At 71.8% G+C, this 25,836-nt stretch carries 13 protein-coding genes, 3 pseudogenes and 1 riboswitch; of the genes and pseudogenes, 3 read left to right on the top strand and 13 right to left on the bottom strand.

Annotation, left to right across the window (positions count from 1 at the left end; all coding sequences use genetic code 11):
* Window positions 1-34: 34 nt before the first annotated feature.
* The 8 genes from NX801_RS19830 to NX801_RS19795 form a co-directional block, all read right to left on the bottom strand.
* On the bottom strand, window positions 35-958 hold the full coding sequence (locus NX801_RS19830) for a Ppx/GppA phosphatase family protein (RefSeq protein ID WP_258789134.1): 924 nt from the start codon (window positions 956-958) through the stop codon (window positions 35-37).
* On the bottom strand, window positions 955-1,491 hold the full coding sequence (locus tag NX801_RS19825; RefSeq protein ID WP_258789133.1) for a DUF501 domain-containing protein: 537 nt from the start codon (window positions 1,489-1,491) through the stop codon (window positions 955-957). Before NX801_RS19825 ends, NX801_RS19830 begins: the two co-directional genes overlap by 4 nt.
* A 172-nt stretch (window positions 1,492-1,663) precedes the next feature.
* Entirely contained in the window at window positions 1,664-2,152 is a 489-nt protein-coding gene (locus NX801_RS19820; RefSeq protein ID WP_258789132.1) for an FtsB family cell division protein, read from the bottom strand.
* A gap of 200 nt (window positions 2,153-2,352) precedes the next feature.
* On the bottom strand, window positions 2,353-3,639 hold the full coding sequence (gene eno, locus NX801_RS19815) for a phosphopyruvate hydratase (RefSeq protein ID WP_258789131.1): 1,287 nt from the start codon (window positions 3,637-3,639) through the stop codon (window positions 2,353-2,355).
* A gap of 796 nt (window positions 3,640-4,435) precedes the next feature.
* Complete coding sequence (locus tag NX801_RS19810; RefSeq protein WP_258789130.1) at window positions 4,436-5,197, bottom strand: LysM peptidoglycan-binding domain-containing protein; 762 nt, start codon at window positions 5,195-5,197, stop codon at window positions 4,436-4,438.
* Between the two features lie 3 nt (window positions 5,198-5,200).
* Window positions 5,201-5,373: riboswitch (cyclic di-AMP (ydaO/yuaA leader) on the bottom strand.
* A gap of 307 nt (window positions 5,374-5,680) precedes the next feature.
* A complete protein-coding gene (locus tag NX801_RS19805) occupies window positions 5,681-6,799 on the bottom strand; it encodes a LysM peptidoglycan-binding domain-containing protein (RefSeq protein ID WP_258789129.1) in 1,119 nt (372 codons plus the stop codon).
* A 159-nt stretch (window positions 6,800-6,958) separates the two neighbouring features.
* A complete protein-coding gene (locus NX801_RS19800) occupies window positions 6,959-8,236 on the bottom strand; it encodes a cytochrome P450 family protein (RefSeq protein ID WP_258789128.1) in 1,278 nt (425 codons plus the stop codon).
* A gap of 922 nt (window positions 8,237-9,158) precedes the next feature.
* Window positions 9,159-10,214, bottom strand: coding sequence for a nucleoside triphosphate pyrophosphohydrolase (locus tag NX801_RS19795; RefSeq protein WP_258789127.1), 1,056 nt, complete (start codon window positions 10,212-10,214; stop codon window positions 9,159-9,161).
* A 174-nt stretch (window positions 10,215-10,388) separates the two neighbouring features.
* Between NX801_RS19795 and NX801_RS19790 the strand changes: the two genes are divergently transcribed.
* Complete coding sequence (locus NX801_RS19790; protein ID WP_258789126.1) at window positions 10,389-12,374, top strand: tachylectin-related carbohydrate-binding protein; 1,986 nt, start codon at window positions 10,389-10,391, stop codon at window positions 12,372-12,374.
* Between the two features lie 52 nt (window positions 12,375-12,426).
* Here the strand turns inward: NX801_RS19790 and NX801_RS19785 are convergent, their stop codons facing one another.
* From NX801_RS19785 to NX801_RS19775, 3 genes and pseudogenes are all read right to left on the bottom strand, one after another.
* On the bottom strand, window positions 12,427-13,065 hold the full coding sequence (locus tag NX801_RS19785) for a SurA N-terminal domain-containing protein (protein WP_258789125.1): 639 nt from the start codon (window positions 13,063-13,065) through the stop codon (window positions 12,427-12,429).
* Window positions 13,066-13,341: 276 nt separating this feature from the next.
* A pseudogene (locus tag NX801_RS19780) lies at window positions 13,342-13,452 on the bottom strand (DNA mismatch repair protein MutT); the annotation flags it as partial.
* Between the two features lie 2 nt (window positions 13,453-13,454).
* Window positions 13,455-13,553, bottom strand: a pseudogene (locus NX801_RS19775) (XRE family transcriptional regulator); the annotation flags it as partial.
* Here NX801_RS19775 and NX801_RS19770 point away from each other — a divergent pair.
* A pseudogene (locus NX801_RS19770) lies at window positions 13,546-13,901 on the top strand (replication initiator); the annotation flags it as partial. The pseudogenes NX801_RS19775 and NX801_RS19770 sit on opposite strands and share 8 nt — an antisense overlap.
* A 75-nt stretch (window positions 13,902-13,976) precedes the next feature.
* On the opposite strand, the gene NX801_RS19765 reads toward NX801_RS19770, so the two are convergent.
* Together NX801_RS19765 and NX801_RS19760 are read right to left on the bottom strand one after the other, a co-directional pair.
* Window positions 13,977-14,525, bottom strand: a complete 549-nt coding sequence (locus NX801_RS19765) for a hypothetical protein (protein WP_258789124.1) — start codon at window positions 14,523-14,525, stop codon at window positions 13,977-13,979.
* 13 nt (window positions 14,526-14,538) lie between these two features.
* Window positions 14,539-24,213: a polymorphic toxin-type HINT domain-containing protein gene (locus tag NX801_RS19760; RefSeq protein ID WP_258789123.1), complete on the bottom strand. Its 9,675-nt coding sequence runs from the start codon at window positions 24,211-24,213 to the stop codon at window positions 14,539-14,541.
* Window positions 24,214-24,584: 371 nt separating this feature from the next.
* Between NX801_RS19760 and NX801_RS19755 the strand changes: the two genes are divergently transcribed.
* Entirely contained in the window at window positions 24,585-25,376 is a 792-nt protein-coding gene (locus NX801_RS19755) for a class I SAM-dependent methyltransferase (RefSeq protein ID WP_258789122.1), read from the top strand.
* The last annotated feature ends 460 nt before the right edge of the window (window positions 25,377-25,836 follow it).

Raw genomic sequence — 25,836 nt, 5'->3', positions numbered from 1 at the left:
GCCGGGGGTCAGGCGAGGGACCGGGCGATGGGGGTCAGGCGAGGGACCAGGCGATGCCGTCGAGGATGTCGTGCTCGCTGACGACGACCTCGCGGGCGCCCACGCGCTCCATGACGGCGCGCAGCACCAGCGCGCCGGAGACGATGACGTCCACCCGGCCCGGGTGGATGACGCCGATGGCGGCGCGCTCGTCGTGAGTGGCGGCCAGCAGCCGGTCGGTGACGGCGGCCACCTGGTCGTAGGGGATGCGGGAGCGGTGGATGGCGGCGGAGTCGTACTCCGCCAGCCCCAGCGCGATCGCGGCGACGGTGGTGACCGAGCCGGCCAGGCCGACCAGGGTGTCCGCCTCGCGGAGCGGCACGGTCTCCTCGGCGAGGTCCAGCGCCGCCGCGATGTCCGCCCGGATCGCCGCGACTTCGGCCCCGGCCGGCGGGTCGGTACGGATGTGGCGCTCGGTGAGCCGTACGCACCCCATGTCCACCGAGCGGGCGGCGCGGACGTGCTCCCGGCCGACCACGAACTCGGTGGAGCCGCCGCCGATGTCCACCACCAGGTACTCGTCCGGGCCGGCCAGCTCCTTGGTGGCGCCGGTGAAGGAGAACTCGGCCTCCTGGTCGCCGGTGATCACCTCGGGGTCGACGCCCAGGATCTCCCGGACGCCCCGGACGAAGTCGTCCCGGTTCTCGGCGTCCCGGGACGCGGAGGTGGCGACGAACCGGATCCGTTCGGCGCCGTGCTCCGCGATCGCGGCGGCGTACTCCCGGCAGGCCGCGAAGGTGCGCTCCAGCGCCTCGGGCGCCAGCCGGCCGGTGCGGTCCACGCCCTGGCCCAGCCGGACGATGGTCATCCGCCGGTCCAGGTCGGTGAGGGTCCCGGTCGCCGGGTCCACGTCCGCGACGAGCAGCCGGATGGAGTTGGTGCCGCAGTCGACCGCGGCGACCCGGGTCGTCCCGCTCATCGGGCGTCCTCCCCGCAGCCGCCGGGCGTGACGCAGGGGCCCTTCGCCCACCACTCCGGCAGCATCGCCAGCGCCTCGTCGCCCAGCGGGTTCACCCCGGGGCCGGCCGCCAGCGAGTGGCCCACCAGCACATGGAGGCACTTCACCCGGTCGGGCATGCCGCCGGCGCTGGGGAAGCCCTCCAGGACCTCGATGGCGTCCCGGCGGGCGAGGTAGTCCTCGTGCGCGGCCCGGTAGGCGGCGGCCAGCTCGGGGTCGGTGGCGAGCCGCTCGGTCATCTCGCGCATCACCCCGTTGGCCTCCAGGGTGCCGATGGCGGAGGCGGCCCGGGGGCAGGTGAGGTAGTACGTCGTCGGGAACGGCGTCCCGTCGGGGAGCCGGGGCGCGGTCTCCACCACATCGGGGTTGCCGCACGGGCAGCGGTGCGCGATGGCCCGCAGACCGCGCGGCGGGCGGCCGAGCTGTTCCTTGAAGGCTTCGACGTCCGCCTCGGTGGGCTCGGTGCGTCCGGTCTGCGGAGGGGGCGTTTCCATGCCTGCTGTGGCCTGCCTCGTATCGCTTGTCAGTCGTCGGTCGTCAGTTGTCAGTTGTCAGTCATCCGTCATCGGCCGTCAGCCGTCAGCCGTCAGCCGTCAGCCGTCGGCCGTCCGACCGGTGCGGGGTGTGGGGGTGGTGCCGCTGCGGGGGCGCCGGGCGGACCGGGTGCTATCGGTCGTCGGCGGGCTCGTCCTCCCGGTCGGCGCTGTCCACGCCGTCCCAGAGGTTCGAGTACCAGGGCCGGTCGGCCGCGCCCTGGTCGGCACGGCGCTCCCGCACCGCGTCCGGGTCGACGACCGTGTAACCGGTCTCCCCCGGACGTACATAGTGCAGATGCTCGCGGGCGAGCCGCCGTACGTACGCGTCGTCCTGGAGCCGGGCCTTCTCGTCGCGCAGCCGCTCCACCCGTACGGCCGCCTCCTCCGCGAGCCGCTTCTGCTCGGCGATCTCGGCGCGCTGGGAGACGTACTGCCGCATCGGATAGGCGAGCGCCACCACCAGCGAGCAGACCACCAGGGCGAGGAAGGCGGCGCGCCCGGTGAGCCGGGAGCGACGGTCCTGACGCCGGGTCTGGGAGCGGTAGACCCGGGCGGCGGTCTGCTCGCCGAGCAGCCGCAGTCTGGTGGCCGTGGAGAACCGGTCCCGGTCCCGCGCCATCGCCGCACCCTCCCTGTCCTGCCCGCTCCGCCGCCGTCCCGTCCGGCCGCGCGGCACTGGCTCTCGTGGCTGCCGGTGCCCGGCGGGTGGTGCGGAGTGTCACGTACGTACGTCCCCGCACACGGTACGGGACCGGGTGCGGGGACGTGGGTAACCGGGGCCCGGCCGGGTCCGGCGGGGGCCGGGGCCGGGCCGGGCGGTCAGCCCTTGAAGCGCGGGAAGGCCGAGCGGCCCGCGTAGACCGCGGCGTCGTCCAGGATCTCCTCGATGCGCAGCAGCTGGTTGTACTTGGCGACGCGCTCGGAACGGGCCGGGGCACCGGTCTTGATCTGGCCGCAGTTGGTGGCGACGGCCAGGTCCGCGATGGTGACGTCCTCGGTCTCGCCGGAGCGGTGCGACATCATGCACTTGAAGCCGTTGCGCTGGGCCAGCTCGACGGCGTCCAGGGTCTCGGTCAGCGAACCGATCTGGTTGACCTTGACCAGCAGGGCGTTGGCGCTGCCCTCCTCGATGCCGCGGGCCAGGCGCTCCGGGTTGGTGACGAACAGGTCGTCACCGACCAGCTGCACCTTGCTGCCCAGCTTGTCGGTGATGGCCTTCCAGCCGTCCCAGTCGTCCTCGAACAGCGGGTCCTCGATGGAGACCAGCGGGTAGGCGGCGACGAGCTCCGCGTAGTACTCGGTCATCTCGGCGGCCGAGCGGGACTTGCCCTCGAACTCGTACGAGCCGTCCTTGTAGAACTCGGACGCGGCGACGTCCAGCGCCAGCGCGATGTCCTTGCCCGGGACGTAACCGGCCTGCTTGATGGCCTCCAGGATGAGGTCGAGCGCGGCCCGGTTGGACTCCAGGTTCGGCGCGAAGCCGCCCTCGTCGCCCAGACCGGTGGCGAGGCCCTTGTCCTTCAGCACCTTCTTGAGGGTGTGGTAGACCTCGGCACCCCAGCGCAGGGCCTCGGAGAAGGACTCCGCGCCGATCGGGGCGATCATGAACTCCTGGATGTCCACATTGGAGTCGGCGTGCGAGCCGCCGTTCAGGATGTTCATCATCGGAACGGGCAGCAGGTGCGCGTTCGGGCCGCCCAGGTAGCGGAAGAGCGGCAGGTCGGACGCCTCGGAGGCGGCGTGCGCCACGGCGAGCGAGACGCCGAGGATGGCGTTGGCGCCGAGCGAGGACTTGTCCGGGGTGGCGTCCAGATCGAACATCGCCTGGTCGATCAGCCGCTGCTCGGTGGCGTCGTAGCCGACCAGCTCCGGGCCGATCTGCTCGATGACGGCGAGGACGGCCTTCTCGACACCCTTGCCGAGGTAGCGGTTCTGGTCGCCGTCACGGAGCTCCAGGGCCTCGAACGCACCGGTGGAGGCACCGGAGGGCACGGCAGCACGGCCGGTGCTGCCGTCGTCGAGGCCGACCTCGACCTCGACCGTGGGGTTGCCTCGGGAGTCCAGGATTTCCCGGGCTACGACGACGTCGATGGACGGCACGAGCATCTCCTTCTGGGATGTGACGCTGATGGGGCGCGAGGCGGTGCGGTCGCCCCGGCCTTGCGACAAGAGCCTAACCGGCCCCGCCGCCCCCGCTCGCCGTACGCCCGTCCACCAGGATGAAAATCCGGACGGAGGGGGTGGAGCGGTACGGACCGCCGCATTCCGTGACGGTGCGTGACGGGGGCGGTTCCGGGCGCCGGGGCCTCCGCGCGGGCGCCGGGCGCCCGGCGGGGCGGCACGCCCCCGGGCCGGACCCGGGTGCCCGGTGGCGCGGTACGCCCCCGGGCCGGGCGGCCGCGCGGAGCCGTACGCCCCGGAGGCCGGGCAGTCGGACGGAGCCGTACGGCCGGGGAGCAGGCGGCCGGGCGGAGCCGTACGCCCGGGAGCCGGACGGCTCCGTGGCGCGGGTACCGCAGGCGGCCATGGCGCGGGTGGCCGGGGGCCGCCGTACAGGTGCCGGGCGCTCGGGTGCGTACCCGGTGGCCCGAGGGCCTCGGGGGCGTATCCGCGGGCCCGAGGGCCTCGGGGCGTTCCCGCGCCGGGCCTCGGGGTGTTCCGCGCCGGGCCCGGGTCGCGAGAGCCCCGGACGCGAAAGCCCCGGCCCGGCGCCGGAGAGGAAGGCGCGCCGGGCCGGGGTGAGCGGCCTTTCGGTGCCGGGCGGGCCGCCCGCCGGAGCGGGCCCGTCCGGCCGGGGAAGGAAGGGGTGCCGGTCCGGCGGGCATTCGGGGGGAGAGCCCGCCGGACCGGCGGCGGCGCGGCACGCTCCGGGGGGAAGTGCGTGCCGGGCCGGCTCGGGGGGTCAGCTCAGGTGGAGCTGCTGACCCGGGTAGATAAGGTTGGCGTCCGGGACGACGTCCTTGTTCAGCTCGTACAGCTTCTGCCAGCCGCCCTCGACGTGCTCGGCCTTGGCGATCTTGCCGAGGGTGTCGCCGGACTTGACCTTGTACTCGCCGTCGCCCTTCTTGACGACGGTACGGCTCTGCGAGCGCGAGGCGGCGCCGGAGTCGCTCGACCGGGTCTCGGCCTTCTTCGGCTGCGCCTGGGCGGTCTCCTGCGACTCCTGCTTCGGGGCCGACTGCTGCGCGGACCCGCCGCCGCTGGAGCCGTTCGAGCTGTTCGAGCTGTTCGAGCCGGAGTTGCCGGAACCGGAGTTGCCGGACGAGCCGCTGTCGGACGAGCCGCCGGCCGAGGCGCCGGAGAGGCCCACGCCGCAGCTCGGCCAGGCGCCCTTGCCCTGGTTGGCCAGGACCTTCTCGGCGATCTCGATCTGCTGCGACTTCGACGCCTGGTCGGCGCTGGAGGCGTACTGGGTGCCGCCGTACGCGGCCCAGGTGGAGGCGTTGAACTGCAGGCCGCCGTAGTAACCGTTGCCGGTGTTGATCGACCAGTTGCCGCCGGACTCGCACTGGGCGACCTGGTCCCACTCGGCGGAGGTCGCGGCGGAGGCGCTGGTGGCACCCATCAGCGGGGCGGCCACGGCGGCACCGGTGATGCCGGCGAAGGCGGCGAACCGGACGGCCTTGGACGGGCGACGGTGCTTGCCCTTGCTGGAAAGCAGCATGGAACTACTCCTCACCGACGCCTGCGAGGTGAGCTGTCGGGTTCGGGCTAGTGAGCTGCCCGGCCGCACGAACGAGTCGCGCGGCTTCACCCCGAGCCGGTTCCGTGCCGTCCTTCGACGGCCGGGCCCGGCGACTTACCTGGGTCCCCCGCTCCTGCCTCCGGCGCTGTTCAGCGACGACTGTTCCCAGCGGCCGGCGGCAGGATTCGGCGTACCGGTCGATGGGGCCCGCGGTGGCGAGCGGTCACGACCGTAGACACAGATCCATCCCGAGATCAAAGACGGACATTGTGCTCAATCCACTCGTACGCGCCCCCTCTTGAAGGTGATTTGCGCAGGTGAGGAGCGAAGTGGACGGATCGGACGGGCGCAGGGCGCGAGTTGAGGCAAAGAGACTCTTGTCTCACTTATCTCTGCCAGCACAGAACCGGACATACGCCACCGAAACCGCCACTGACCTCGCGTCACTACGGGCGTATATGCCTACTTTTCAGGGGCAGTGGGCTGCTGAGGCGCGGACTTCGCCGTCGATGCGCCCTTGTCGGCGTTCTCGCCGGCGGCCTCACCGGTGGCCGCCTTGGGGGCGGGGGCCGCCAGCTCCAGACTCTGGCCCGGCAGGATGAGGTCCGGATCGCCGCCCACGGTGGACTTGTTGGCGTCGTACAGGGCGGTCCAGCCGCCGGCCACCTCGTGGGACTGGGCGATGGCCGAGAGGTTGTCGCCCGGACGGACCGTGTACTGGCCGGTGTTGGCCGGGTCGGTGAGGTCCCCGCCGGTACGGCCCGCCCCGGCGCCGCGCGAGGCGTGCTGCCCGGGCTCCCGGTCGCCCTCGGCCGCGCCCGGGGCCGGAGCGCCCGGAGCGGTGGTGCCGGCGGCGCCGTCCGGGTCGCCGGTGACCGGCGGGGCGGTGGGGGTGGCCGGCGCGGTCGTCCCGGCGCCCGGACCGGTGGCCGGGGGCGCCTCCTCGGCGGGTTCACCGCGGTGCCTGCCGGTGCCCGGGGCGGTCTCACCGGCCGGGCGCTCGCCGTTGTCGCGGTCGCCCTCGGGCGCGGGCGAGGTCTCCGTCGCCCCGGGGGCGTCCGGGGTCGCGGTGTCACCGGGCTCGTGGGAGGGCTTCGGGGAGTCCGTGTGCTCCGGGGTCTCGGCGTCCTCCGGGCCCTCCGGGTCCTCCGGCGAGGCGGACGGGCCGGGCGCGGGCTTGCCGGTACCGGTGCCGGCCGGGTCGGTGGTGGCGTTCAGGCCGGCGATGGCCGCGCAGGTCTCCCACGCCTTGTCGCCCCGGGCCGCGCGGACCTTCTCGGCCACGGCTATCTGCTGCGAGCGGCTGGCGAGGTCGGCGCGCTCGGCGTAGTCCGTACCGCCGAACGACTCCCAGTCCGCCTGGGAGAACTGCAGGCCGCCGTAGAAGCCGTTGCCCAGGTTGGCGCTCCAGGCACCGCCCGACTCGCACTCCGCGACCCGGTCCCAGGTGGCGCCGTCGGCCGCGGTGGCGCTGCCCGCGCCGAGGAGCGGAAGCGCGATGGCCGATCCGGTGACCCCCGCCGCGACGACGATGGCGGGTGCTTGACGAGGACGTCGGTGCCGACCGTTCCCGGAGCGCATGCGGTTGCCTTTCGCCTGTGACTCAACCGGACTGCTGAGCCGAGGTGACGGTGAACGTAGCGGCATTCGAACGTCAGTCACAAGTCGATGCACTGGAGGTAACGTACAGATCACGAAGAGGAGATCACGTCGGCCGGGAATGGCCGGAAACGGCCGGGGTCAGCCGGAATTGGGTGTCAGAACCCGCTCATTCGGGGTGAATTCCACCGGCAGGGTGCGCAGCCCGCGCATGATGAGCCCGCCCCGCCAGCGCAGTTCGTCCGGATCCACGGCGAGCCGCAGATCGGGCAGCCGGGTCAGCAGGCCGGCCAGCGCGGTCTGCCCCTCCAGCCGGGCGAGCGGGGCGCCCAGGCAGTAGTGGATGCCGTGGCCGTAGCCGAGGTGCTGGTTGTCCCGGCGGGTCAGGTCGAGGGTGTCCGGCCCGTCGAACCGCGCCGGGTCCCGGTCGGCGGCGGCGAGCACCACCAGCACCGGGTCGCCGGCCGCGATCCGCTCGCCGCCGATGGTCAGCGGCTCGGTGGCGAACCGCCAGGTGGCGAGCTCCACCGGCCCGTCGTGGCGCAGGAGTTCCTCGATCCCGGTCTCCAGCAGCCCGCGCTCCCCGGCGGCCAGCGACTCCTGGAGCCGGGCCCGCTGGTCCGGGGTGCGCAGGAGGGTGTGAACACCGTTGCCGATCAGGTTGACCGTGGTCTCGAAGCCGGCGAAGAGCAGGATGAAGGCCATCGCCGCGGCCTCGTTCTCGGTGAGGTGCTCGCCGTGGTCGCTGGCCCGGATCAGCCCCGAGATGAGGTCGTCGCCGGGGTGCTCCCGCTTGCGGTGGATCAGCTCCGCGAGATAGCCGCGCATCTTCTTCACCGAACGCGCCACCCCGCCGCGCGGCCCGCCGCCGTGCCGGATCATCATCCCGGCCCAGTCGCGGAAGTCATCCTGGTCCTCGCGGGGCACCCCGAGCAGGTCACAAATGGCGTAGATGGGGAGCGGGAAGGCGAATTCATGGATGAGGTCGGCGCTGCCCTTTGTGACAAAACCGTCGATCAACCGGTCGGTCAGCTCCTGCACGCGGGGCGCGAACTCCGCCACCCGCCGGGGGGTGAACGCCTTGGAGACCAGCCGGCGCAGCCGGGTGTGGTCGGGCGGGTCGATATTGAGCAGATGGGTCATCAGCTCGGCCTTGCGCTCGCCCGGGATGCCCGTCTTGCCCTTGGCGTGCGCGGGCTCGTCGTGGTGCGCCGGGTTCTTGCTGAGCCGCTGGTCCGCGAGCGCCTGCCGGGCGTCGGCGTACCGGGTGACCAGCCACGCCTCGACCCCGCTCGGCAGCCGGGTCCGGTGGACCGGGGAGTGCTCCCGCAGCCAGGCGTAGGCGGGGTAGGGATCGGTGGCGAACTCCCAGCTGAAGAGCGCGGGAGCGGGGCCGGCGGCGGGCGGCTGGTCGTGCATCCCCCGACAGTATCCGCCCCCGCCCCGCCGCCCCTCCCGGGTCCGGGCGGGCACCCGGCCCCCAGGTGCGGGGGCTACGGGCACGGCCCGGTGGGCGACCCCGCGTGCGGCAGTACGGGCCGGAGCCCGCCGGGCCCCGTCCCGGTGACGGACGGGGCCCGGCGGCAGGGTCCTCCCTGAGCGGCCGGCACCCGGCGGCGGCCCCGCGTACGGCAGTACGGGCCAGGGCCCGGCGGCCGTCCCGGCGACGGACGGGGCCCGGCGGCAGGGTCCTCCCGGAGCGGCCGGCACCCGGCGGCAGGGCCCCCGGGGACGGGCGGGACCCGGCGGCGGCCCCGGGTACGGCCCGGTGGGCGACCCCGCGTACAGCAGTACGGGCCGGAGCCCGGCGGCCGTCCCGGCGACGGACGGGCCCGTCCCGGTGCGGGAGTACGGGCCGGGGCCCGGCGGCGGGGCGCTCCTCCCGGGCACGGCCGGAGCCCGGCGGCCGTCCCGGACCGGCCCCGTCCCCCTCCGGCTCGGCGCGAGCCGGTCGGCCCCGGCGGCTCCCTCGGCGGCCAGGGTCTCCCGGAGCATCCGGAATCCGGCGGTGGCCCCCGGTACGGGCAGAGCCGGACAATCGTCCCGGGCGCGGGCCCGGCACACCCGCGCGGTGTCCCCGACGTAGGCGAAGTGGACAGCCCTCCCGGTCGCGGGCCCGGCGGTCGGGTCGGCTCCCCTCCTGGTACGCGCGGAGCCCGGTGGCCCCCGGTCACGGGCGGATGTCCGGCGGCCCGCTCGGCGGCCAGGGCCTCCCGGCACGAGCGCGGGCCCGGCTCCCCGTTGTGCCCCGGGTCACACCCCGGCGTCCGGCTCCCCCGGCTCCGGGCCCGGGCGGCCCCGCTCCGGCGGGGAAGTCCGCGACCGCCTCGGCTCGCGCGGGCTACTCCGCCCCCGCCGCCCGTTCGGCGGCCAGGATGGCGTCCCGGTAGGCGCGGGCGGCGGCGCGCAGGGCGGCCTCGGGGTCGGTGCCCGCCGCCTCGGCCCGGGCGGCGAGGGCCAGCAGGTCGTACCCCACACCCGGGCCGGACGGCAGCGGCACGTCCAGCCCGGCGCTCCGCACCCGGCCCGCCAGCTTGGCGGCGAGGGCCAGCCCGGGCTGGCCCAGCGGCACGCCCTCGGTGACCGAGGTGCGCCGCTTCTCGACCGCCTTGGTGCGCAGCCACTGCTCCCGGACCTCCTCGGGGGTCCCGGCGGTGGCCTCCCCGAAGATGTGCGGGTGGCGGTGGATCAGCTTCTCCACCAGGGTGCCCGCCACGTCGTCCACGGAGAACGGCTCCTCCGGGTGCTCCTCGGCGATCCGGGCGTGGAAGACCACCTGGAGCAGGACGTCACCCAGTTCCTCCCGCAGCTCGGCCCGCGCACCGCCGCCGGTGCCGTCGGTCTCCTCGGCGTCATCCGTACTGTTCTCGATCGCCTCCACCAGTTCGTACGCCTCCTCGATGGCGTACTTCACCAGGCTCCGGTGGGTCTGCCGGGACGACCACGGGCAGTCGCGGCGGATGCGGTCCATCACCTCGACCAGGTCCAGCAGCCGCGCCCCCGGCAGGTCGTACGAACCGGGCAGCAGCTCAAGGTCCGGCATCCGGGTCCGGCCGGAGCCGGCCAGCCGGGCGAGCCCGTCGGTGAGCGCCGGGTCCCCCTCGCCGGAGGCCAGCACCACGACCGTACGCCCGCCGGCGCAGGCGGCGACCAGCTCCTCCGCGCACGGCGCCGCGACCTCCACGGCCACCCCGGCCTCCCGCAGATACGGCAACTGCGGGTGGTCCGGGTCGGCGCAGAGCACCCGCCCGGCCGCGTGCAGCACCTGCCAGGCGGGCCAGGACAGCAGCCCGGGCGCCACCCGGTGGCTGGCGGTGAGCAGCACCAGGCGCCCGGGAGCGTCCGGGTCATCGGCGGCACGAGTGGCATCAGGGGTCAGCGGGGCGTCGGAGGTCACCCCTCGAACCTACCTCCCGTGCCTCCCCTTCCCGGTGGGGCCCATCAACAGGGCGTATGCACTCTTCACATAAAGTTACTTATCTGCGCCCTACGCGCACACATTCGACCGGCGGATGAGGCTGACTCTCCGCCGGACATCCGGTGTCGTCCGCACTAGCCCCTGGAGCATGACGTGCGTCCTGGTTCTTCCCGTTCCTCCGACAGATCCGGCCGCTGGGCCGCGATACTCGCCGCGGCGGCCACCGCCCTGCCCCTGGTTCTCGGCACCGGTGGCCCCGCCCATGCGGCCGACGCCGCCGCCTGTACGGCCGACGGACCCACCTACGCCGTCAACGCCAAGGGCGAACTGCTCCAGTACAAGATGAAGTCCCCGCTCAGCGGCAGCGGCGGTCTCGGCGGTGCGACGGTCGTCGGTTCCGGCGGCTGGCAGAACTTCGGCCTGGTACTCGCCGGTCCCACGCGCTCCATCTATGCCTTCAAGCCCGACGGCACCTACTACGCGCACCACTCGCCGGGCGGCACCTGGGATGTGATGCCCAAAAAGGTCAGCAGTGACTTCGGCTGGCTGGCGAACGCCGAGGGGCGTGGCCACGCCGCTGTGGACGGCGAGGGCCGGCTGTGGGTGGTCGACAACGACGGCGCGCTCCTCTCCTACGTATACGACACGCTGAAGGACACCTGGAGCGAGATCCCGACCAAGGCGCACGACCGGGGCTGGGACCGCTACGACCTGATCGTCGCCGGTGACGCCGGAGTCCTCTACGGCCGGTCGGCGACGGACGGCAAGCTCTACCGGTCGCGCTTCGACGTCACCAGCCAGCGCTGGGTGGAGCGCCATGTGCTGGTGCACTCCGGGGACTGGCGCGGCTTCAAGCACATCACGTCCAACGGCGGCGACACCCTGATCGCCACCAAGAAGGAGGCGGGCGAGGCCTATTACTACCGCTTCGACGAGAACACCCGGACCTGGGCCGTCAACGCGGTAGAGGTCGGCAGCGGTGGCTGGCAGAAGTTCTCGCAGGTGTCCGCCTCCCCCAACACCTGCCGCACGCTTCAGAACCACACGCCGGCCGCTCCGGCCGTCGCACTGGAGTCGTTCAGCCGTACATCGGTGTTCCAGTCCTCGGCCGGAACCCTCGAGTACGCCTACACCGACAACATCGGCCGGCTGGTGCACGGCCGGCAGAGCGACCCGTCCAACTTCGACAGCACCCAGTGGACGACCATCTCGGGCAACGAGGCATTCTCCGGACAGCCGTCGCTCTCCCAGTACGCGGACGGCCGGGTGAGCGTCACCGGGTACACCACCTCCGGAAGCGTCCGGCAGCGCGTCCAGAAGGCCAAGGGCGCCACCGACTGGGCCGCCTGGACCGACCTCGCGGGCGCCATGGCCCAGCCGCCGGTCACCGCCAAGACACCCGGCGGTCTGGTCACCCAGTTCGCCGCCGACGCCTCCGGCAGGCCCTGGTACCGGACGCAGGACAGTGCCAAGGAGGCTCTCAAGGGCTGGATGCCGCTCACCGGCAGCGGGTTCACCGGCCCGTTCACCGCGGCGACCGTGCGCGACGGCATCCAGCTCTTCGGGAAGAACGCGTCCGGTGTGCTGAGCACCGCTCTGTTCGGCTCGGCCGGCACCCTCTCGGCCTGGACACCCCTGGGTGCGCAGGCCGTCAGCGGGACGCCCGCCGTCGTGGTGTACCCGGGCTACCGGATCCGGGTCTTCGCCACCACCACCGACGGCGGTGTGGTGAGCACGGCCCAGACCACCGAGAAGGGCGCCTACGCGCCGTGGAGCCCGGTCGAGGGCGTCACCGCCGCCGGCTCCCCCAGCGCCGTCATCAGCCCGCTCACCGGCGTCACCGAGGTGGTCGTCCGCGGCACCGACGGCTACGTCCACAACACCGGTGAGACGGTGCAGGGCAGCGGGGCCTGGCGCCCGTGGCAGCTGGCCTCGGCCGATGCGGCGGCAACTGACCCGGCCGCCTTCATGTACTCCGACAGCACCGGCCCCACCTGGGCCTACGCGGTCCGCAACGAGGCCAACAAGACCAGCGTCTACCAGGTGCGGCAGACGTCCTCCTTCCGGGCGTCGCTCGCGGCCGGGACGGAGAAGCCGTCCTTCGGCGCCTATGCCCTGCCCGCCCCGCCGGCCAAGTGACCGTCCGCCGGCCGGGCGGGCGGGTGCCGCCCGGCCGGCGGATGCCCGGTTGTCAGCTCGCCGTCCGCTGCTCGGGGCGGGGCTTGATCCAGGGGGCGCGGTAGGCGCCGAGCTGGATCCGCTGCTGGTCCCAGGTGCCGTAGCGCGGATTGACGTCGATGTTCAGCTTCCGGGCGGCAGCGGTGAAGGTCTCGGTGAGCTTCCGCTGCCCCTCGGGGGTGTTCCCGGCGCCGAGCTTGGCGGCGATCTTGTCCATCAGCACATTGCGCCGGACGACCGCGTCGATCTGGCCGGGGGCCACGCCCTGCTGCTGCAGCAGCATCGCGGCCAGTTGCTCCTCGCCGCCGCTCTGCCCGGCGGCGGCCTTCCGGGTCTGCTGGATCTCCTTGCGGCTGGCGGTGATCCCGTGGTCGTCCGCGACCCGCTGGACCACCCGGTCGAAGATCATGACGTTCAGCTTCTCGCGGTTCAGGTCGCCGGTCGCCTGGATCAGCTGCTCCGCCTCCGGCGCGGCCTGCTGGGCGGTGCGCACCTCCTTGACCTGCGCCTGGAGCGCGGCCACTTCGATGCGGTCGCCCCCGACGACGGCCGCCGCCCCCGGATGCGCCCCACCTCCGCACGCGGCGAGCAGGGGGGCCGCGGCGAGGAGCCCGGCGGACACAGAGAGCGCGGTGCGACGGCGGCGGTGCAAAGGAGCCTCCCGGCGTGGGTCGTGCGGCTGCGTGGACGACCTTGCGGTGATCGATGGTAGGCAGTGGACGTGCCGAGGACCACCGCCCCGACACACCCGATGCCGCCCGGGATCAACGAGCGCGACCGAACCGGGATGCGCGTGGCCCGCCGCCCCCGCTTCGGCAATGCCGCCACCCCACAGCCGCCTCCGCCGGCGCCCAGGTCTCCGGACGATCCGCTCCCACGGCCTCCTGGGTACCGCTCACATCGGCGTCACCGAGCACCCGCCTGAAAGCCGAGAGAGGAGGATGCGCCCGTGGTCGTCAGTGACGACGGCAGAAGCGGCGACGACCATGCTGTTCGGCTTGGGCGCGGTCGGGCCGTCGTAGTGCTCGGTGCGGGCCACGGTCAGCCTTTTCCTCGTACCGGCGTCGCCGTCGTCCACACGGCATCGAAGCTCTCGGCGTAGGTGTCGAACATGCCGCCTGTCTCATGTCGGCGAAGATGCTGGGAACTCGGCAGGCGGCCGGAGTTCGCCGACCTCAAGCTCTGGAAGCGGGCACACATGCCCGGCTTCCGGGGCCACTTCTCCACCAAATCCCGCGCTACTCCAACCACCCTCGGCGCGCTGCGCGACGCCCGCCGCGCCTGGCGCACCGAACACGCCCGCGCCCACGCCGGCCTGCCGAGCCCAACCCGGACACCACCCTCGTCGTCGGTCGCTGGAACCACCTCGGCACCGGCTACAGCCCCGGTACCGCGCTCCTCGCCGCCGTCTGGCACCGCAGAGAACTCGCACGGCGCAAGCCCGACGAGAACGACGAACCACCGCTTTGCGCAGCATCCGTCCGCTGACGTTGCCGTCAACTACTGCTGTCAGACGCCACAGAGGTCCCACCGGAAGATATCCGGCGGGGCCTTTGCTATTTCCTAGGTCCGCTCGAACGTTTCGATCTTGACGCGATAGCCAGAACGCCCTCGCGAATCTGCAAAAATCTCCACAATAAAGTCAGGAAGAGCATTAGGAGAGGGCTTTCCATCGCCCCCCCGACTACCCGGTTCCGCTTGCCAGTCCAGTAGATGCACAACAACTGCATACTGGCCACTATCGAGAGAGATCCCGACGGTTTCGACTCCCGAATAGTTCCCGACGCCTTCAAGACCGCCGAGCTCAAGCTCGCCATCGGAAATTAGTAGGTAGGGCTCCGACGAAACGAGCAAATACTCCCTCTCTCTCGCACTGAGCTGCCCTGGAGACTCCACGCCTCGCACGGCCGCCTGAAAAGCCCCGCCTCCACCGATGTTGAGGGGGACGAAGGCACCACTGGCGATCTGGCGCGAGAGGGCGGAGTCTTCAGCAACTTCGTCCTCCCACTGATCCAGCTCACTGACGTGCGCGAAGACACTTGTGCGCCAGATGCCGAACATGCCGGCATCGGTCGCTACAGCGCGGGAGACGTTCAGGTCTCGCAACTGCATGACCCTACCTCACCTAACATCGTCTGACTGTGATCGTGATGCTACACACCAGATCACCCGGCTGTAGACCCTGCCTCTTCATCTGGCCGGAAATCTGGGGGCCCAAGCTTCGATTGACGGAACTATCGAGTGGCCACATATTACTGACATTGTCAGCCCCACCAAGCTGGAGATCAATCTTGTGATCGATATCAGTTCCTGGAACCGTATTGTTTCCAGCTCGACGCCAAACTTCAGCAGCGCTTCCGGAGCGGTTGACCTTGGTTACAACGAGCTGCGGAGCGTCATTCAAAGCCGCGACCTTGGCATCCGCTGCGGCAATCTGCTCCGGCGTCCAATCCGGCTTATAGGTCAGCTCAAGATTCGCCCCATTACAGTTATGAACCAGGACCGACGTCGCCCCGGCCAGCACATAGTACGTATGCGCCGTGTCCACCGTCAGGTTGTAGACGGCCGCCTGCTGGGTCCAGGCGCGGACGGCGTCGACCTGCACCCAGGAGCCGCTGCCGGTCTGGAGCCACTGGCCGGGCTTCAGTTCGCCGGCCGTCAGCCACTTCTTCAGATCCGGCACCCAGAAGGGGTGGCCCTTCGTCGCGGTGATCGTGTCGGTGGCGCCGCCCCGGTCACCGTCGGTGTCGACGGTCAGCCGGACCAGCTGCTTCTGGCCCTTGCCGACGATGGTGGCGGTGACCTCCTGCTTCGAGGACTTCCCCGTCGTCGGATCGGTGGCCAGGACCTGGTCGCCCTCGCGCACCTCTTCGATGGGCTTGCGGGAGCCGTCGGCCAGCACGACTTCCGTACCGGCGACAAAGCTGTTGGCCCTGGCCATGCACTGGGCGGCGTCGCCCGCGTCGTCGACCTTGTCGGCCGCGCGCTCCGCCTTGCCCGCGAAGCGAAGCTTGGAGAGCGCGGCGATGTCGTCCGAGTGGGCGGCCACCTTGGTCGCCAGCCGGCCCATCCGGGCGGCGCGGACCGCGCCGGCGCCGGCGCCGCCGAGGACGAGACCGCCGACGGTGGCGGCGGCCCAGGCGCAGGCTTCCATGTCGCCCTGGGTCACGCAGTTCTTGATGTCGTTGAACCCGGTGACCTCGCCGACGACGTTGGCGACGGTCTTGGTGCCCTCCCAGACCGCGCCCCAGTCGACCGACTCCTTGACGGTCTCCATCACATAGCCGGTCTTCGCGACGACCGACTTACGGAAGTCGTCGGCTGCCCTGGCCATGTCCTTGACCACGTTGACCTGCGCGGCCACGACCATGGCCGGGACGCTCGCCACCGCGGTGACGACCTGGACCCCGACCGCCACCAGCGGCCGCAGCGCCGCCTTGATCGCCGGTATCGGGTTGTGCTTGGCCGCGAACGACGCGACCGACCGGGCTTGGACCGTGATCGCGACCTTGGCCTGATAGATCCGCTGCCGGGTTTCCGCGGCCTTTTCGTGGAGATAGCGGACTCCCGCGCCGCCGTACTTCCGTACCAGGCGGCTTCCTGTGTCCACCACCGTCTTGAGGCCGCTGCCGCGGTAGACGGCATCCCAGACCTTGCTCAGCGTCTGCCGGGGGTGAGTCACCGCGTTCCAGACGTACTGGGCGCCGCTCGTCACCTTGTTGTAGCCCCAGCTCAAGCCTTGCTTGGCCTTGTTGTAGCCCCAGCTCAGGCCCTGCTTGGCCTTGTTGTAGCCCTGGCTTATGCCGCGCTTGACCTTGTGGTAACCACTGGAGATCTGGTCCCCGGCCCAGGAGCACCAGCTGCACGACCAGTGTCCGTCCGGGTCGCTGTAGTTCATCGGGGCGGCCGAGCCGTAGGTGTAGCGGTTGGCCAGGACGGAGGCACCGGAGGAGTACTGGTAGGTGTCCCGGGAGTCGAAGGAGCCGGAGCCGGGGTTGTACCAGCGGGCGCCCATGTTGACCTGGTCGGTGTCCGGGTCCGTGTAGTCGCCCTGGTAGCCCAGGTTGCCGGCGACCTCGGTGGCGGCGGTCGGGACACCGAAGGGGTCGTACGCCGTGGACTGCTCCAGCGACGCGGCGGCGCCGTCGGTGGCGGACATGCTGCCGACCACGTCGCCGTGGGCGTCGGCCACCGACAGCCGTGCGGTGTCGCCCTCCAGGACGGACATCAGCTCGCCGCCGGCGCCGCGGCCGTAGGTGGCCGAGTTGTCCTTCACCGGGTCCGGTGACGTGCCTTCGTACACGAAGTCGGTGCCGTTGCGGGCGGCCACCCGGTCCAGCGCGTCATAGGTGTACTCGGTGCCGGACTCGCCCGCCTTGGTGAGCCGGTCGAAGGCGTCGAAGGCGAACTCCTCCTTCAGACCGGAGCTGATGCGGGAGGCCACCGTGCCGCGCGGGGTGTGGTCGTAGGTGTAGTCACCGTCGGAGAGCAGCCGGTCGCGCTCGTCGAAGGTGGCGGTCTTGTCGCCGTTCTTGACCCGGTTGCCGCTGTCGTCCCAGGCGTAGCCGACCGTCTTGCCGTCGGCGGTCCAGGAGGTCATGCGGCCGGCGTAGTCGTAGCCGTAGGTGTTGGTGCCGGCCTTCGCCGTGCCGGTGGTCTTCTTGGAGGTGAGCCGGCTCTGCGAGTCGTACCCGTAGTCGGTGGAGGTGACGGTCGCCCCACCGCTGCTCTTCACCGTGTCGGTGCCGAGCCGGCCGAGATTGTCGTAGGTGAACGTCCGGGACTGGCCCGCGCTGTAGCCGATCTTCTCCAGTTTGCCCGCGCCGTCGTAGCCGTAGCTCTGCCGGACCCCGGTGACCGGATCCTGGGCGGAGGAGAGCCGCTGGTCGGTGTAGGTGAAGGCGGCGGTGCCGGAGGCGTCGGTGCGGCTGAGCAGCAGGCTGTCCGCGTCGTAGTCGTAGGTGGCGTTCCCGGACGGACCGCTCGCCTTCACCAGGTTGCCGCGGTCGTTGTACTCGTAGGTGTTGTCGCCCTTGGGCGCGGAAGCCTTCACCAGCTGGCCGGCCGCGTCGTACTGGAACCGCTTCTCCGGGGTGGTGGCCTCGGCACCGGAGCCGGTCTCCCGGATCAGGGCGCCCGCCTTGTCGTAGGAGCGCTCGCGCACCACCTTGCCGGGCATGGCCACCTTCACGGCCTGGCCGGCCGCGTCGTAGGAGGTGGTCCAGGTCCGGTCGGCGGGAGCCGGGTGCCGCTGGGTGACGGGCTCGATCACCGACTCGGGCAGGCCGAGCGCGTTGGTGGTGTAGACCGTGGTGTTGCCGCGCCCGTCGGTGTAGCGGGTGCGGTTGCCGAGCGCGTCGTAGCCGAACGACGTGGTGATGGTCCTGGTGTCGGAGACCGGCTCGGTCTGGGTCTTCAGCCGGCCCAGCGCGTCGTAGGTGTAGGTGGTGCTGTGCTTGTCGGCGTCGGTGGCCGAGAGGACGTTGCCGGCCTTGTCGTAGGCGTAGGAGACCTCGCGCAAGGGGCTGTTGGTCGCGTCCAGGTCGGCGTCGCGGGTGACCTGGCCGAACTGGTCGTACCAGGTGGCCTCGGTGCGGCCCTTGCCGTCGGTGGAGCGGACCTCGCGGCCGGCGATGTCGTAGCCGAACTCGGTGCGCACCCCGCTGGGTTCGGTCACCCGGAGGACCTGGCCGAGCCCGTCGTGGGCGTACCGGGTGATGCCGCCGCCGGGAGCGGTGGTCTTCAGCACGTTGCCGGCGTCGTCGTACTCGTGGCGGGTGGTGAACGCCGCGGGGACCGGGGTGCGCTCGATCCGGGTCTGGGTGACCGGCCGGTCGAGGTCGTCGTAGGTGCTCTCGGCGCGGGCGCCGTTCGGGTCGGTCACCGAGAGGACCTGGTCGGCGCGGGTGTAGGTGTACTTCCACTGGGCCCGGTCGTCCCCGGTGCCCACCGGGAGGTCCTTGACCGTGAGCCGGTTCTGGCGGTCGTACCGGAATCTGCTGGTCCGGCCGAGCGGATCGGTGGACTCGGTCACATTGCCCAGCGGGTCGTAGACCGTGGTGGTGGCCGGCGTCACGGTCTCGTCCGAGCCGGGCGCCTTGTACGGGGCGGCGGACGCCGTCACCGGGCGGCCGAGCCGGTCGTAGCCGGTCCGGCTGGTCCTGCCGAGCGCGTCCACCGACTCCGTCACGGAGCCGAAGGTGTCGTACCCGGTGTAGACGACGGGGCGCGAGGTGAGCGGCGACGAGCCGTCGCTCTCGGTCTCCACGGCCGGGGAGGTGGCGGAGACCTGGCGGCCGATCTCGTCGTAGCCGTAGTCGGTGCGGCTGCCCGCCGGATCGGTCTCCGAGGTGAGCAGACCGCGCTGGTCGTAGGCGTAGGTGGTGGTCCTGGACTGGGTTCCGTCCTCGATCGACTCCGTGCGGGTGTTGCCCGCGTCGTCGTACGAGTAGCGGACGGTCGTCCCCGTGGTGGAGACGGGCCAGGGCACGTTCGACACCAGGCCGCCGGAGACGACGGACTCCACGTTGCCCGCGAGGTCGTAGGTGTAGGAAGTGCGTCGCGCCACCCCGGTGGGGTCGGTGACCTCGGACTTCTTCCGCCCCACGGCGTCGTAGGTGTACTGCGTGGTGACCTTGCCGTTGGCTGACTTCTCCGCCAGCACATTGCCCGCGCCGTCGTAGGTGAGGGCGGAGAGGACCTGGTCCCGCTTGGTGCCGTCGGGGTTGTGGAAGTCCTTGAGGGTGACGGACCTGACCGAGTCGTCGCCGTAGTACGCGTAGACGCTGGTACGGCCCATGCTGTCCGTCTCGCGGGCCATCCGGCCGCCCAGGTCGTACGCGTACGACTTGAGCACCGTGTAGTCCTCGTCACCGCCGTCGTCGTCCCAGTCGCGCAGCCGGGTCTCGGCGGGCAGATTGCGGGCGGTGTAGCTGAACTCGTACCGGTTGCCGTTGGCATCCGTCATCGAGGTCTTGTTGCCGAAGACGTCGTAGGTGTAGGAGGTCTCGTTGCCCTCGGCGTCGGTGACCTTCTCCGGGCGGCCGCGGTCGTCGAGGTCGAAGGTCATGACCCGGGCGGGGTCGCCGCCGACGGTGGCGTCGGAGACCTCGGTGCGGAGCACGTTCCCGTCGCCGTCGTAGTCGGTGACGGTCCGCTGCTGGTGCTTGGCGAGCGTGACGACATTGGTCGCCGCCGGATCGGTGGTGGAGACCAGACGGGACAGCTGGTCGTAGGTGTAGGTACGGGTCACCCCGCCCGGCTGGACGTCGGTGACGGCCGTCTCGGTGATCTTCCGGCCGAGCGTGTCATAGGTGAACCGGGTGACCTCGCCCGAGGGTTCGGTGGTCGAGGCCAGGTCTCCGTTGGCGAAGTAGGCGTAACGGGTGATCTTGCCGCGCGGGTCCTTGGTGGTGAGCGGGAGCCCGGCGGGCATGCCACCGCCACCGCCCGCCGCCGGTTCGGCACCGGTGGTGTAGGTGTGGGTCACCGTGCCACCGTCGGGCGAGGTCTGGGTGACCAGCCCGCCGTACGTGTTGTACGTGTACTTGGTCAGGTAGCGGTTGTCGGCCGGGCCGGACGAGCGGCCGTCCCGGGTCTCCACCGGCTGGTCGGCGCGCAGATCGAAGTCGTCGGTGGTGGCCGGGTAGGTGGTGTAGGCGGTCTGGCAGTCGTCCTTGGCCCGGCAGGTGGTGCGGCTGGTGACATTGCCGCGGTCGTCGTGGCCGAGGCTGATCGTGTCACCGTTCTCGCTGGTGATGGCGGTCTGGAAGCCGTTGTCGTCGTAGGCGAAGGACCGGATAGCGACGCCGTCCACCGGATAGCGGATGAAGTCGGGCTCGCTGCCGCTGCCGGCCGGCGGGGTGGTGCAGAACTGGGGGTCGCCAGGATCGGGCGTGGTGCAGACCTCGACGGGTCCGGTGGGGGTGGGTGAGGGGGTGGCCGTGACCGGCTCCCGGGCGGTCAGGGCCGTGGGCTCGCCATAGCGGAGCAGCCGGGAGGACAGCCCGTCGTACTCGTAGAAGCGGGGGCCGTTCATCGGGTCGCGGACCTCGACGGTGCGCCGCAGGTCCTTGTCGTCGCCGAAGACCGCCGGGGTGCCGACGCGCCAGGTGCCGCCGTTGCGGTCGGTGTACTCCTCGACCCGGTCGAGCGCGGTGTCGTACGTCACCTCGGAGGCGGTCCGGCCGGTCGGCATGGTGACGCGGGTGACCTGGTCGGCGGCGCGCCCGCCCTCCCGGTAGTGCGCGGCCACGGCGGACGCGCCCAGCGGGTGGTGGTAGACGGCGACATCGTCGATGGCTCCGGCGAACGACCTGGCGCCCGTGGTGCCCCAGCCCGGCCAGGAGCCGGGCGCGGAGGCGTGGGCGGCGCCGATCTGGTTGTAGGTCAGGGCGCTCTGGAGAAGCTGTTTGCCGGTGCTCGTCCCGGAGAGCTTGCCGTCCAGGTAGAGACTCTGGGTGGTACCCGCGACGGAGAGCACCGCGTGGTGCCACTTGCCGTCGTTGACGTTCTTGCCGATGTCGGTGACGGGTGCCGCGGCGCCGGTCCAGAACTGGCCGCGCAGCTTGCCGTCGGTGCCGACGTAGAGCATCGGAACGCCGGTGGCCGGTGCCGTGCCCCACGCCTTGTCCTGGTAGCCGACGAGCGGGCCGCCGACACCGGTGGGAAGGGTGCGGAACCAGACCTCGACGGCGGCGTCCCGGCTCTTCTTGAGGGTGCCGGAGGGCAGGGTCACGCGTGAGCCGGAGCCGTTGAAGGAGGCCGCGGTGCCGGGGTCGCCGGCGATGGCGCCGGGCGTCTTCAGTGTGACGCCCGTGTAGGTGCCGCGGTCCTTACCGAGGTTGGCCGGGTTCTCGCTCGCCGCCGCGGTGCCCTCCTCCTCGCCGAGTCGCCAGTAGGACTCGGGCCGCGCGTCGAGCACGGTGGTGCGGTAGTGGCTGCCGGTGCCGTGATCGTAGAGGGTGCAGCCGTCCTGGGGGTCGCACACCTTGGTGAGCCGGTCGCCGTCGTAGGTGTACGTCCAGGTGAGCGGGGCACCGCCGACGGGGCCGGTGGACACCTTGGTGACGTGGGCTCCGGTCCAGGTGAAGGTCAGGGAGCGGTTGGTCCGGTTGTTGACGGCGGTGGCGAGCCGGCCGCCCGTGTAGGTGTAGCTGACCGTCTTGCCGTACGAGTCGGTGATCTTCGTCAGCAGTCCGGAGGAGCCGAAGTCGTAGCCGGTACCGGACTTGTCCTGAAGCCGGTAGCTGCCGGTGGCGGTATCCGCGGTCAGCTTGGCGAAGCGGCCGGGCGGCGGGGTGAAGGTGCCGTCGGCGTTCTTGCCGAACCGGACGTCCTGGCCTTCCGGATAGCGAATGACGACGTTGCCGGTGCCGTCGTCGTCCGGGGTGAGCCGCATGTCGTACCGGGACGTCCAGCCGGCGCCGAAGGCCAGGTCGCGGCGCGGATCGAGGCTGTTGTAGGTGCGCACCAGGGTGAGGTCGGGGCCCACACCGGCCAGCGAGGCGTCGACCGCCCTGGTGGTGTAGTTGCCGACATTGGCGTCGAACTCCTGGCCCTGGGCCTCGGAGAGGCGCGAGGTGATCTCGGGCTGCGGCACGGCGGTGATCAGGGCGAGCTGGGCGGTCGGCACCTCGGTGGAGGCGTCCTTGACGAAGCCGCGCCACAGATAGGTCTTGCCCCACTTCAGCCGGCCGGCCGGTACCGGGTAGGCGGAGCCCGGCTGGTACGCGGAGGTGGTGCAGCCGGTGGGCTTGCCGGCCTTGTCGGCCTCACAGATCTCGAACTTGTACTGGAGCTTCAGGCCGGCCGGGGCGTCCGCGTCGACACCCGCCGCCCAGAGCTGCGGGGTGAGCGTCTGGGCCTGGTAGCCGTTGGGCGGGAACTGTTCCTTGACGACCGGGGCGATGTCGAAGACCTGGAGGGTGAGCCGGCCGGGCGGGACCTGCTCGTCGGTGAAGACCTTTCCGCCGGCGCGCACCATCGTGAAGTCGACCAGATAGCCGCCGGGCGGCAGGGCCTTGATGGTGGCGTCCAGGGTCACCTTGGCGCCGTTGGCGACGTTGCCGGTGAGATTGGCCGACCGCTGCTGGCCGACCAGTTTGCCCTTGCTGTTGTAGACGCGGTAGGCGAGGTAGTAGGTGCTGGGCGTCCAGGTCTCGGCGCCCTTGTTGGTGACGGTGATCTTCACCTTGCCGGCCTGGTTCTGCATGACCGGCGGGTCCGGGACGGGCTTCGGGAAGGTGTACGTCGCGTTGTACGGGCTGTGGGTGATGTACAGCCGGGGCGGGTTGGCCGTGCCGTGGCCGGCGAACTTCTTGAAGCCGAGCGGATCGGAGGGGGAGGCGCGCAGCGAGAGGCCGTTGTTGGGCTGGGTGCCGTCCGCCCACCGCTGGACGAGGTCACGGCCGGCTTTACCCAGGTCGAACAGTTCGCCGGCGGCGGGGCAGTCGGACTGCGGCTGGCCGAGGCCGATGTATCCGTAGGCGAAGGACCGGGAGGCCAGCGCCGAACCGACCGAGGGGCCGGGGTAGGCCGAACCGGTGCCCGCCGTCCAGGACTCGGTCACCGGGTGCACGGAGACCGGCCGGGGCCGGCAGGAGGCGGAGTCGTAGTTCACCACCTGGAGCTGCGCACCGAAGATCTGGTGGTTCTTGAGCCGGGTCTCCAGTCCGGGGAAGCCGAGGTACGCGGCGGTCGCACCCTCCGGGCCCTTGCCCACGTGGAGTTCGCCGGAGCCGACGACCGAGCCGCCACTCCTGACGTACATGGAGGTGGTGGCGGACGAGGTGTCGACGGACGGGTCGACCCGGACCGGGAAGGCACGTGCCGGGTCGGTGAGCCAGGTGCGGTCGGGGGTCACCCGGAGCGTCTGGCCGCCGTTCCGCTCGATCAGGTCATAGCGGACGGCGGCGGAGACCGCGCCCTTGGCGTCCTCCATGAAGCCGGCCGGGACGACCGCCCTGGTGCGGCCGGCGGGGTCGCTGAGGACGACGGTTCCGCCGTCGAGGCGGGCCGTCAGCCCCGTGGTGCGCAGCGGGAAGTCGAAGGCGCCTGGTGCGCCCGCCGAGCGGAGGACCAGGGTCTCCTTGACGCCGCCCGCCCGTGAGTCCAGCCAGAGGTCGGTCTCGGGCAGCACCTTCTCGTAGGCGACCCGGCTACCGTCGGCCTCACCGGTGCTCGTCGCCGCGCCGTCCAGGCCGTAGCCGAAGACCTCGCCGGCGGGAAGGGTGAGGGTGACCAGACCACCCGCGTCCGCCCGGTCCGCGATCCGCACGCCCACAGCGTCCGCCGAGTTGTCCCAGCCGCCGGAACGCTCGACCAGATCGGGCTCGATGGGGCGCCACTGCCCCTTGTCATCACGGAAGTTGAGGGGGGCGGCGGCGAGTTCGGTGGTGCGTGTGCCGTCCTCGTTGAGATAGGTGCGGCTGCGCTCGTCCCGCTCGCCCGGCAGTTCCTTGCTGGTCTTGCGGTCGAATCCGGTGACCTCGGGCGCGGGCGGCGGGGTGACCTCGACGGCGTTGCCCCGTGCCTCGGGACGCGCCGGCGCCGACACGGTGGTGGGGTACTTCGCGCGCAGGGAGAGCGGAACCTCGCGGTTGCCGCGCCCCAGGACGACATGGGCGCGCCCCTCGGCACTGCCGGACCACTGGCCGGGGCCCCTGGCGCCGGGCAGCGGCTCCGGGAAGAGCGGGATGCCGACGCCGGCGACCGCCAGCGAGCCGACGCCGACGACCATGATCAGGGCCAGTGCCACGATCTTGCCCCAGCGGCTGCGCAACAGCTTCGCGATCAGCATGTCGCGCGCGATTCGGCGGTACGTCGGCACGGTCCCCCCACAGGACGTTCAATCGAGAAGACCCCGGTCGGTCAGGTCCGGAAGCCTCCGCGATTTTGCTACACCTGTGCGTACGCTTTTGATTACCTGTATGAATCATCATCTTTCTGTGATCAATATGTGATCACTACACGCACCCATCCCCACACCCACCGTTCGCGGCGCCGGGGCACGAGCACACGACCGGGCGCTCGCCCTCCGGCGGCCGGGCCGCACGCAACCACCCCCCGCCCCGGCGCCACCGGAATCGCCATCCCACCGCTGCCGAGACTTCATCCGCGCTCCACCGTTCGGTCGTCCGCGGCCCGTCGGGAGGGCGTAGGTTCCGCGGCATGCCCTCTCTCCTGAGCAACCGGCTGGCGAAGCGGGTCCTGAAGCCCGCGATGGCCATGGTGGAGCAGCGCCTTCAGCGCGAAAGCGCCGCCTTCCAGGCCGACTTGGACGCCCTGCACCACCAGGTGGCCGATCTGCGGCGGCGCAGCTACGGTCTGGGACTGCTGCTCGACCAGACGGGGCGGGACGGGCACCGGATGCCCACCGAGACCCAGATGGACACCCTGGTACGGGAAGTGGGCACCCTGACCGGGTGCGACGACCACCGGGTGCGTGACGAACTGACGGTCGCGTACCGCCAGTTGGTTGCCCTGGAGGCGCTCGGGGTGGGCGGTCTCGCGGGCACCCTGTCGGACGTCTGCGGGCGGCTGGCCGCGCTGTCACTGCTGGACCCGCCCGGCGGCGAGGTGCTGGCGGTGGACGGCGGCTCGGGCCTGTTCGCGGTGGCGCTGGGCCGGATGCTGCGGCGCGCCGGTGCCGACGCCCGGCTGACGGTGCTGGGTCCGGCCGCCCGGGCCGAGGCGGTCCGGGCCAACCTGGCCCTGTGCGGCGGCCACGCCCCGGAGGGCGAGGCCCGCTTCGTGGCCGGCGCCCCCGGCGACCCGGAGGCGCGGACCCGGCTGGCCGACCGGCGCTACGGCATTCTGCTGGCCGACGGCCCCGGACTCCCGGACCTGTCCGCGCTGGCCGCCCCCGGCGCCCTGCTGGTCACCCCGGCGAACACCCCGGCCCCCGGCTTCCGCCTCCTGGGCCGGGTGGCCGCCTCCGACTACCACCGGGCACCCCGATAGGCCCCCCGCCGGGCCGGGCGCACGTCGGCCGGGCGGGGGCGTCAGTCCTCAGGCCGCAGCTGCGGCGAGCGATGACAAGCCGCCGGTCGCGACCCGCCGCGGACGGTACGCGGCGTTCCGTGTTCCATGCCCCGTCAGGCGGAGCGGAAGAGCCGGGCGTCGCTCCACTCCCAGAATGCCGTGCCGCCGTCGATCTCCGCTCGCACCGACGCGAAGACCGGTTCCATTTCCATCACCGAGAGATCCGGAACGTCGACCAACACAGCCCCAGGACTGCCATGCCGGTACGTGGAAGGGCTGCCGGGTGAGCTCCACATTCATTGCCTCGACCGGCCGATGGCCCCCATTGGCCAACCTGGGCTGAGCCCCAGTAGCGCAAGCGGCGCGCAAGACAGCACAGAAGCCCCACCGAGTTCACTCTCGGTGGGGCTTCTGAGGCGTAAAGGGCGTTTCCGCCTGC

Origin of the sequence: Streptomyces pyxinae (assembly GCF_024756275.1) — a bacterium.
Classification (GTDB): domain Bacteria; phylum Actinomycetota; class Actinomycetes; order Streptomycetales; family Streptomycetaceae; genus Streptomyces; species Streptomyces pyxinae.
The sequence above is the reverse complement of the archived record's forward strand: the minus strand, read 5'-3'. Positions and strand labels throughout refer to the sequence as shown.

Bases quoted from the DNA above. Each gene is read 5' to 3' on its own strand.
- NX801_RS19830 (WP_258789134.1), bottom strand. From the start codon at position 958: ATGAGCGGGACGACCCGGGTCGCCGCGGTCGACTGCGGCACCAACTCC.
- NX801_RS19825 (WP_258789133.1), bottom strand. From the start codon at position 1,491: ATGGAAACGCCCCCTCCGCAGACCGGACGCACCGAGCCCACCGAGGCG.
- NX801_RS19820 (WP_258789132.1), bottom strand. From the start codon at position 2,152: ATGGCGCGGGACCGGGACCGGTTCTCCACGGCCACCAGACTGCGGCTG.
- eno (WP_258789131.1), bottom strand. From the start codon at position 3,639: ATGCTCGTGCCGTCCATCGACGTCGTCGTAGCCCGGGAAATCCTGGAC.
- NX801_RS19810 (WP_258789130.1), bottom strand. From the start codon at position 5,197: ATGCTGCTTTCCAGCAAGGGCAAGCACCGTCGCCCGTCCAAGGCCGTC.
- NX801_RS19805 (WP_258789129.1), bottom strand. From the start codon at position 6,799: ATGCGCTCCGGGAACGGTCGGCACCGACGTCCTCGTCAAGCACCCGCC.
- NX801_RS19800 (WP_258789128.1), bottom strand. From the start codon at position 8,236: ATGCACGACCAGCCGCCCGCCGCCGGCCCCGCTCCCGCGCTCTTCAGC.
- NX801_RS19765 (WP_258789124.1), bottom strand. From the start codon at position 14,525: ATGCAGTTGCGAGACCTGAACGTCTCCCGCGCTGTAGCGACCGATGCC.
- NX801_RS19760 (WP_258789123.1), bottom strand. From the start codon at position 24,213: ATGCTGATCGCGAAGCTGTTGCGCAGCCGCTGGGGCAAGATCGTGGCA.
- NX801_RS19755 (WP_258789122.1), top strand. From the start codon at position 24,585: ATGCCCTCTCTCCTGAGCAACCGGCTGGCGAAGCGGGTCCTGAAGCCC.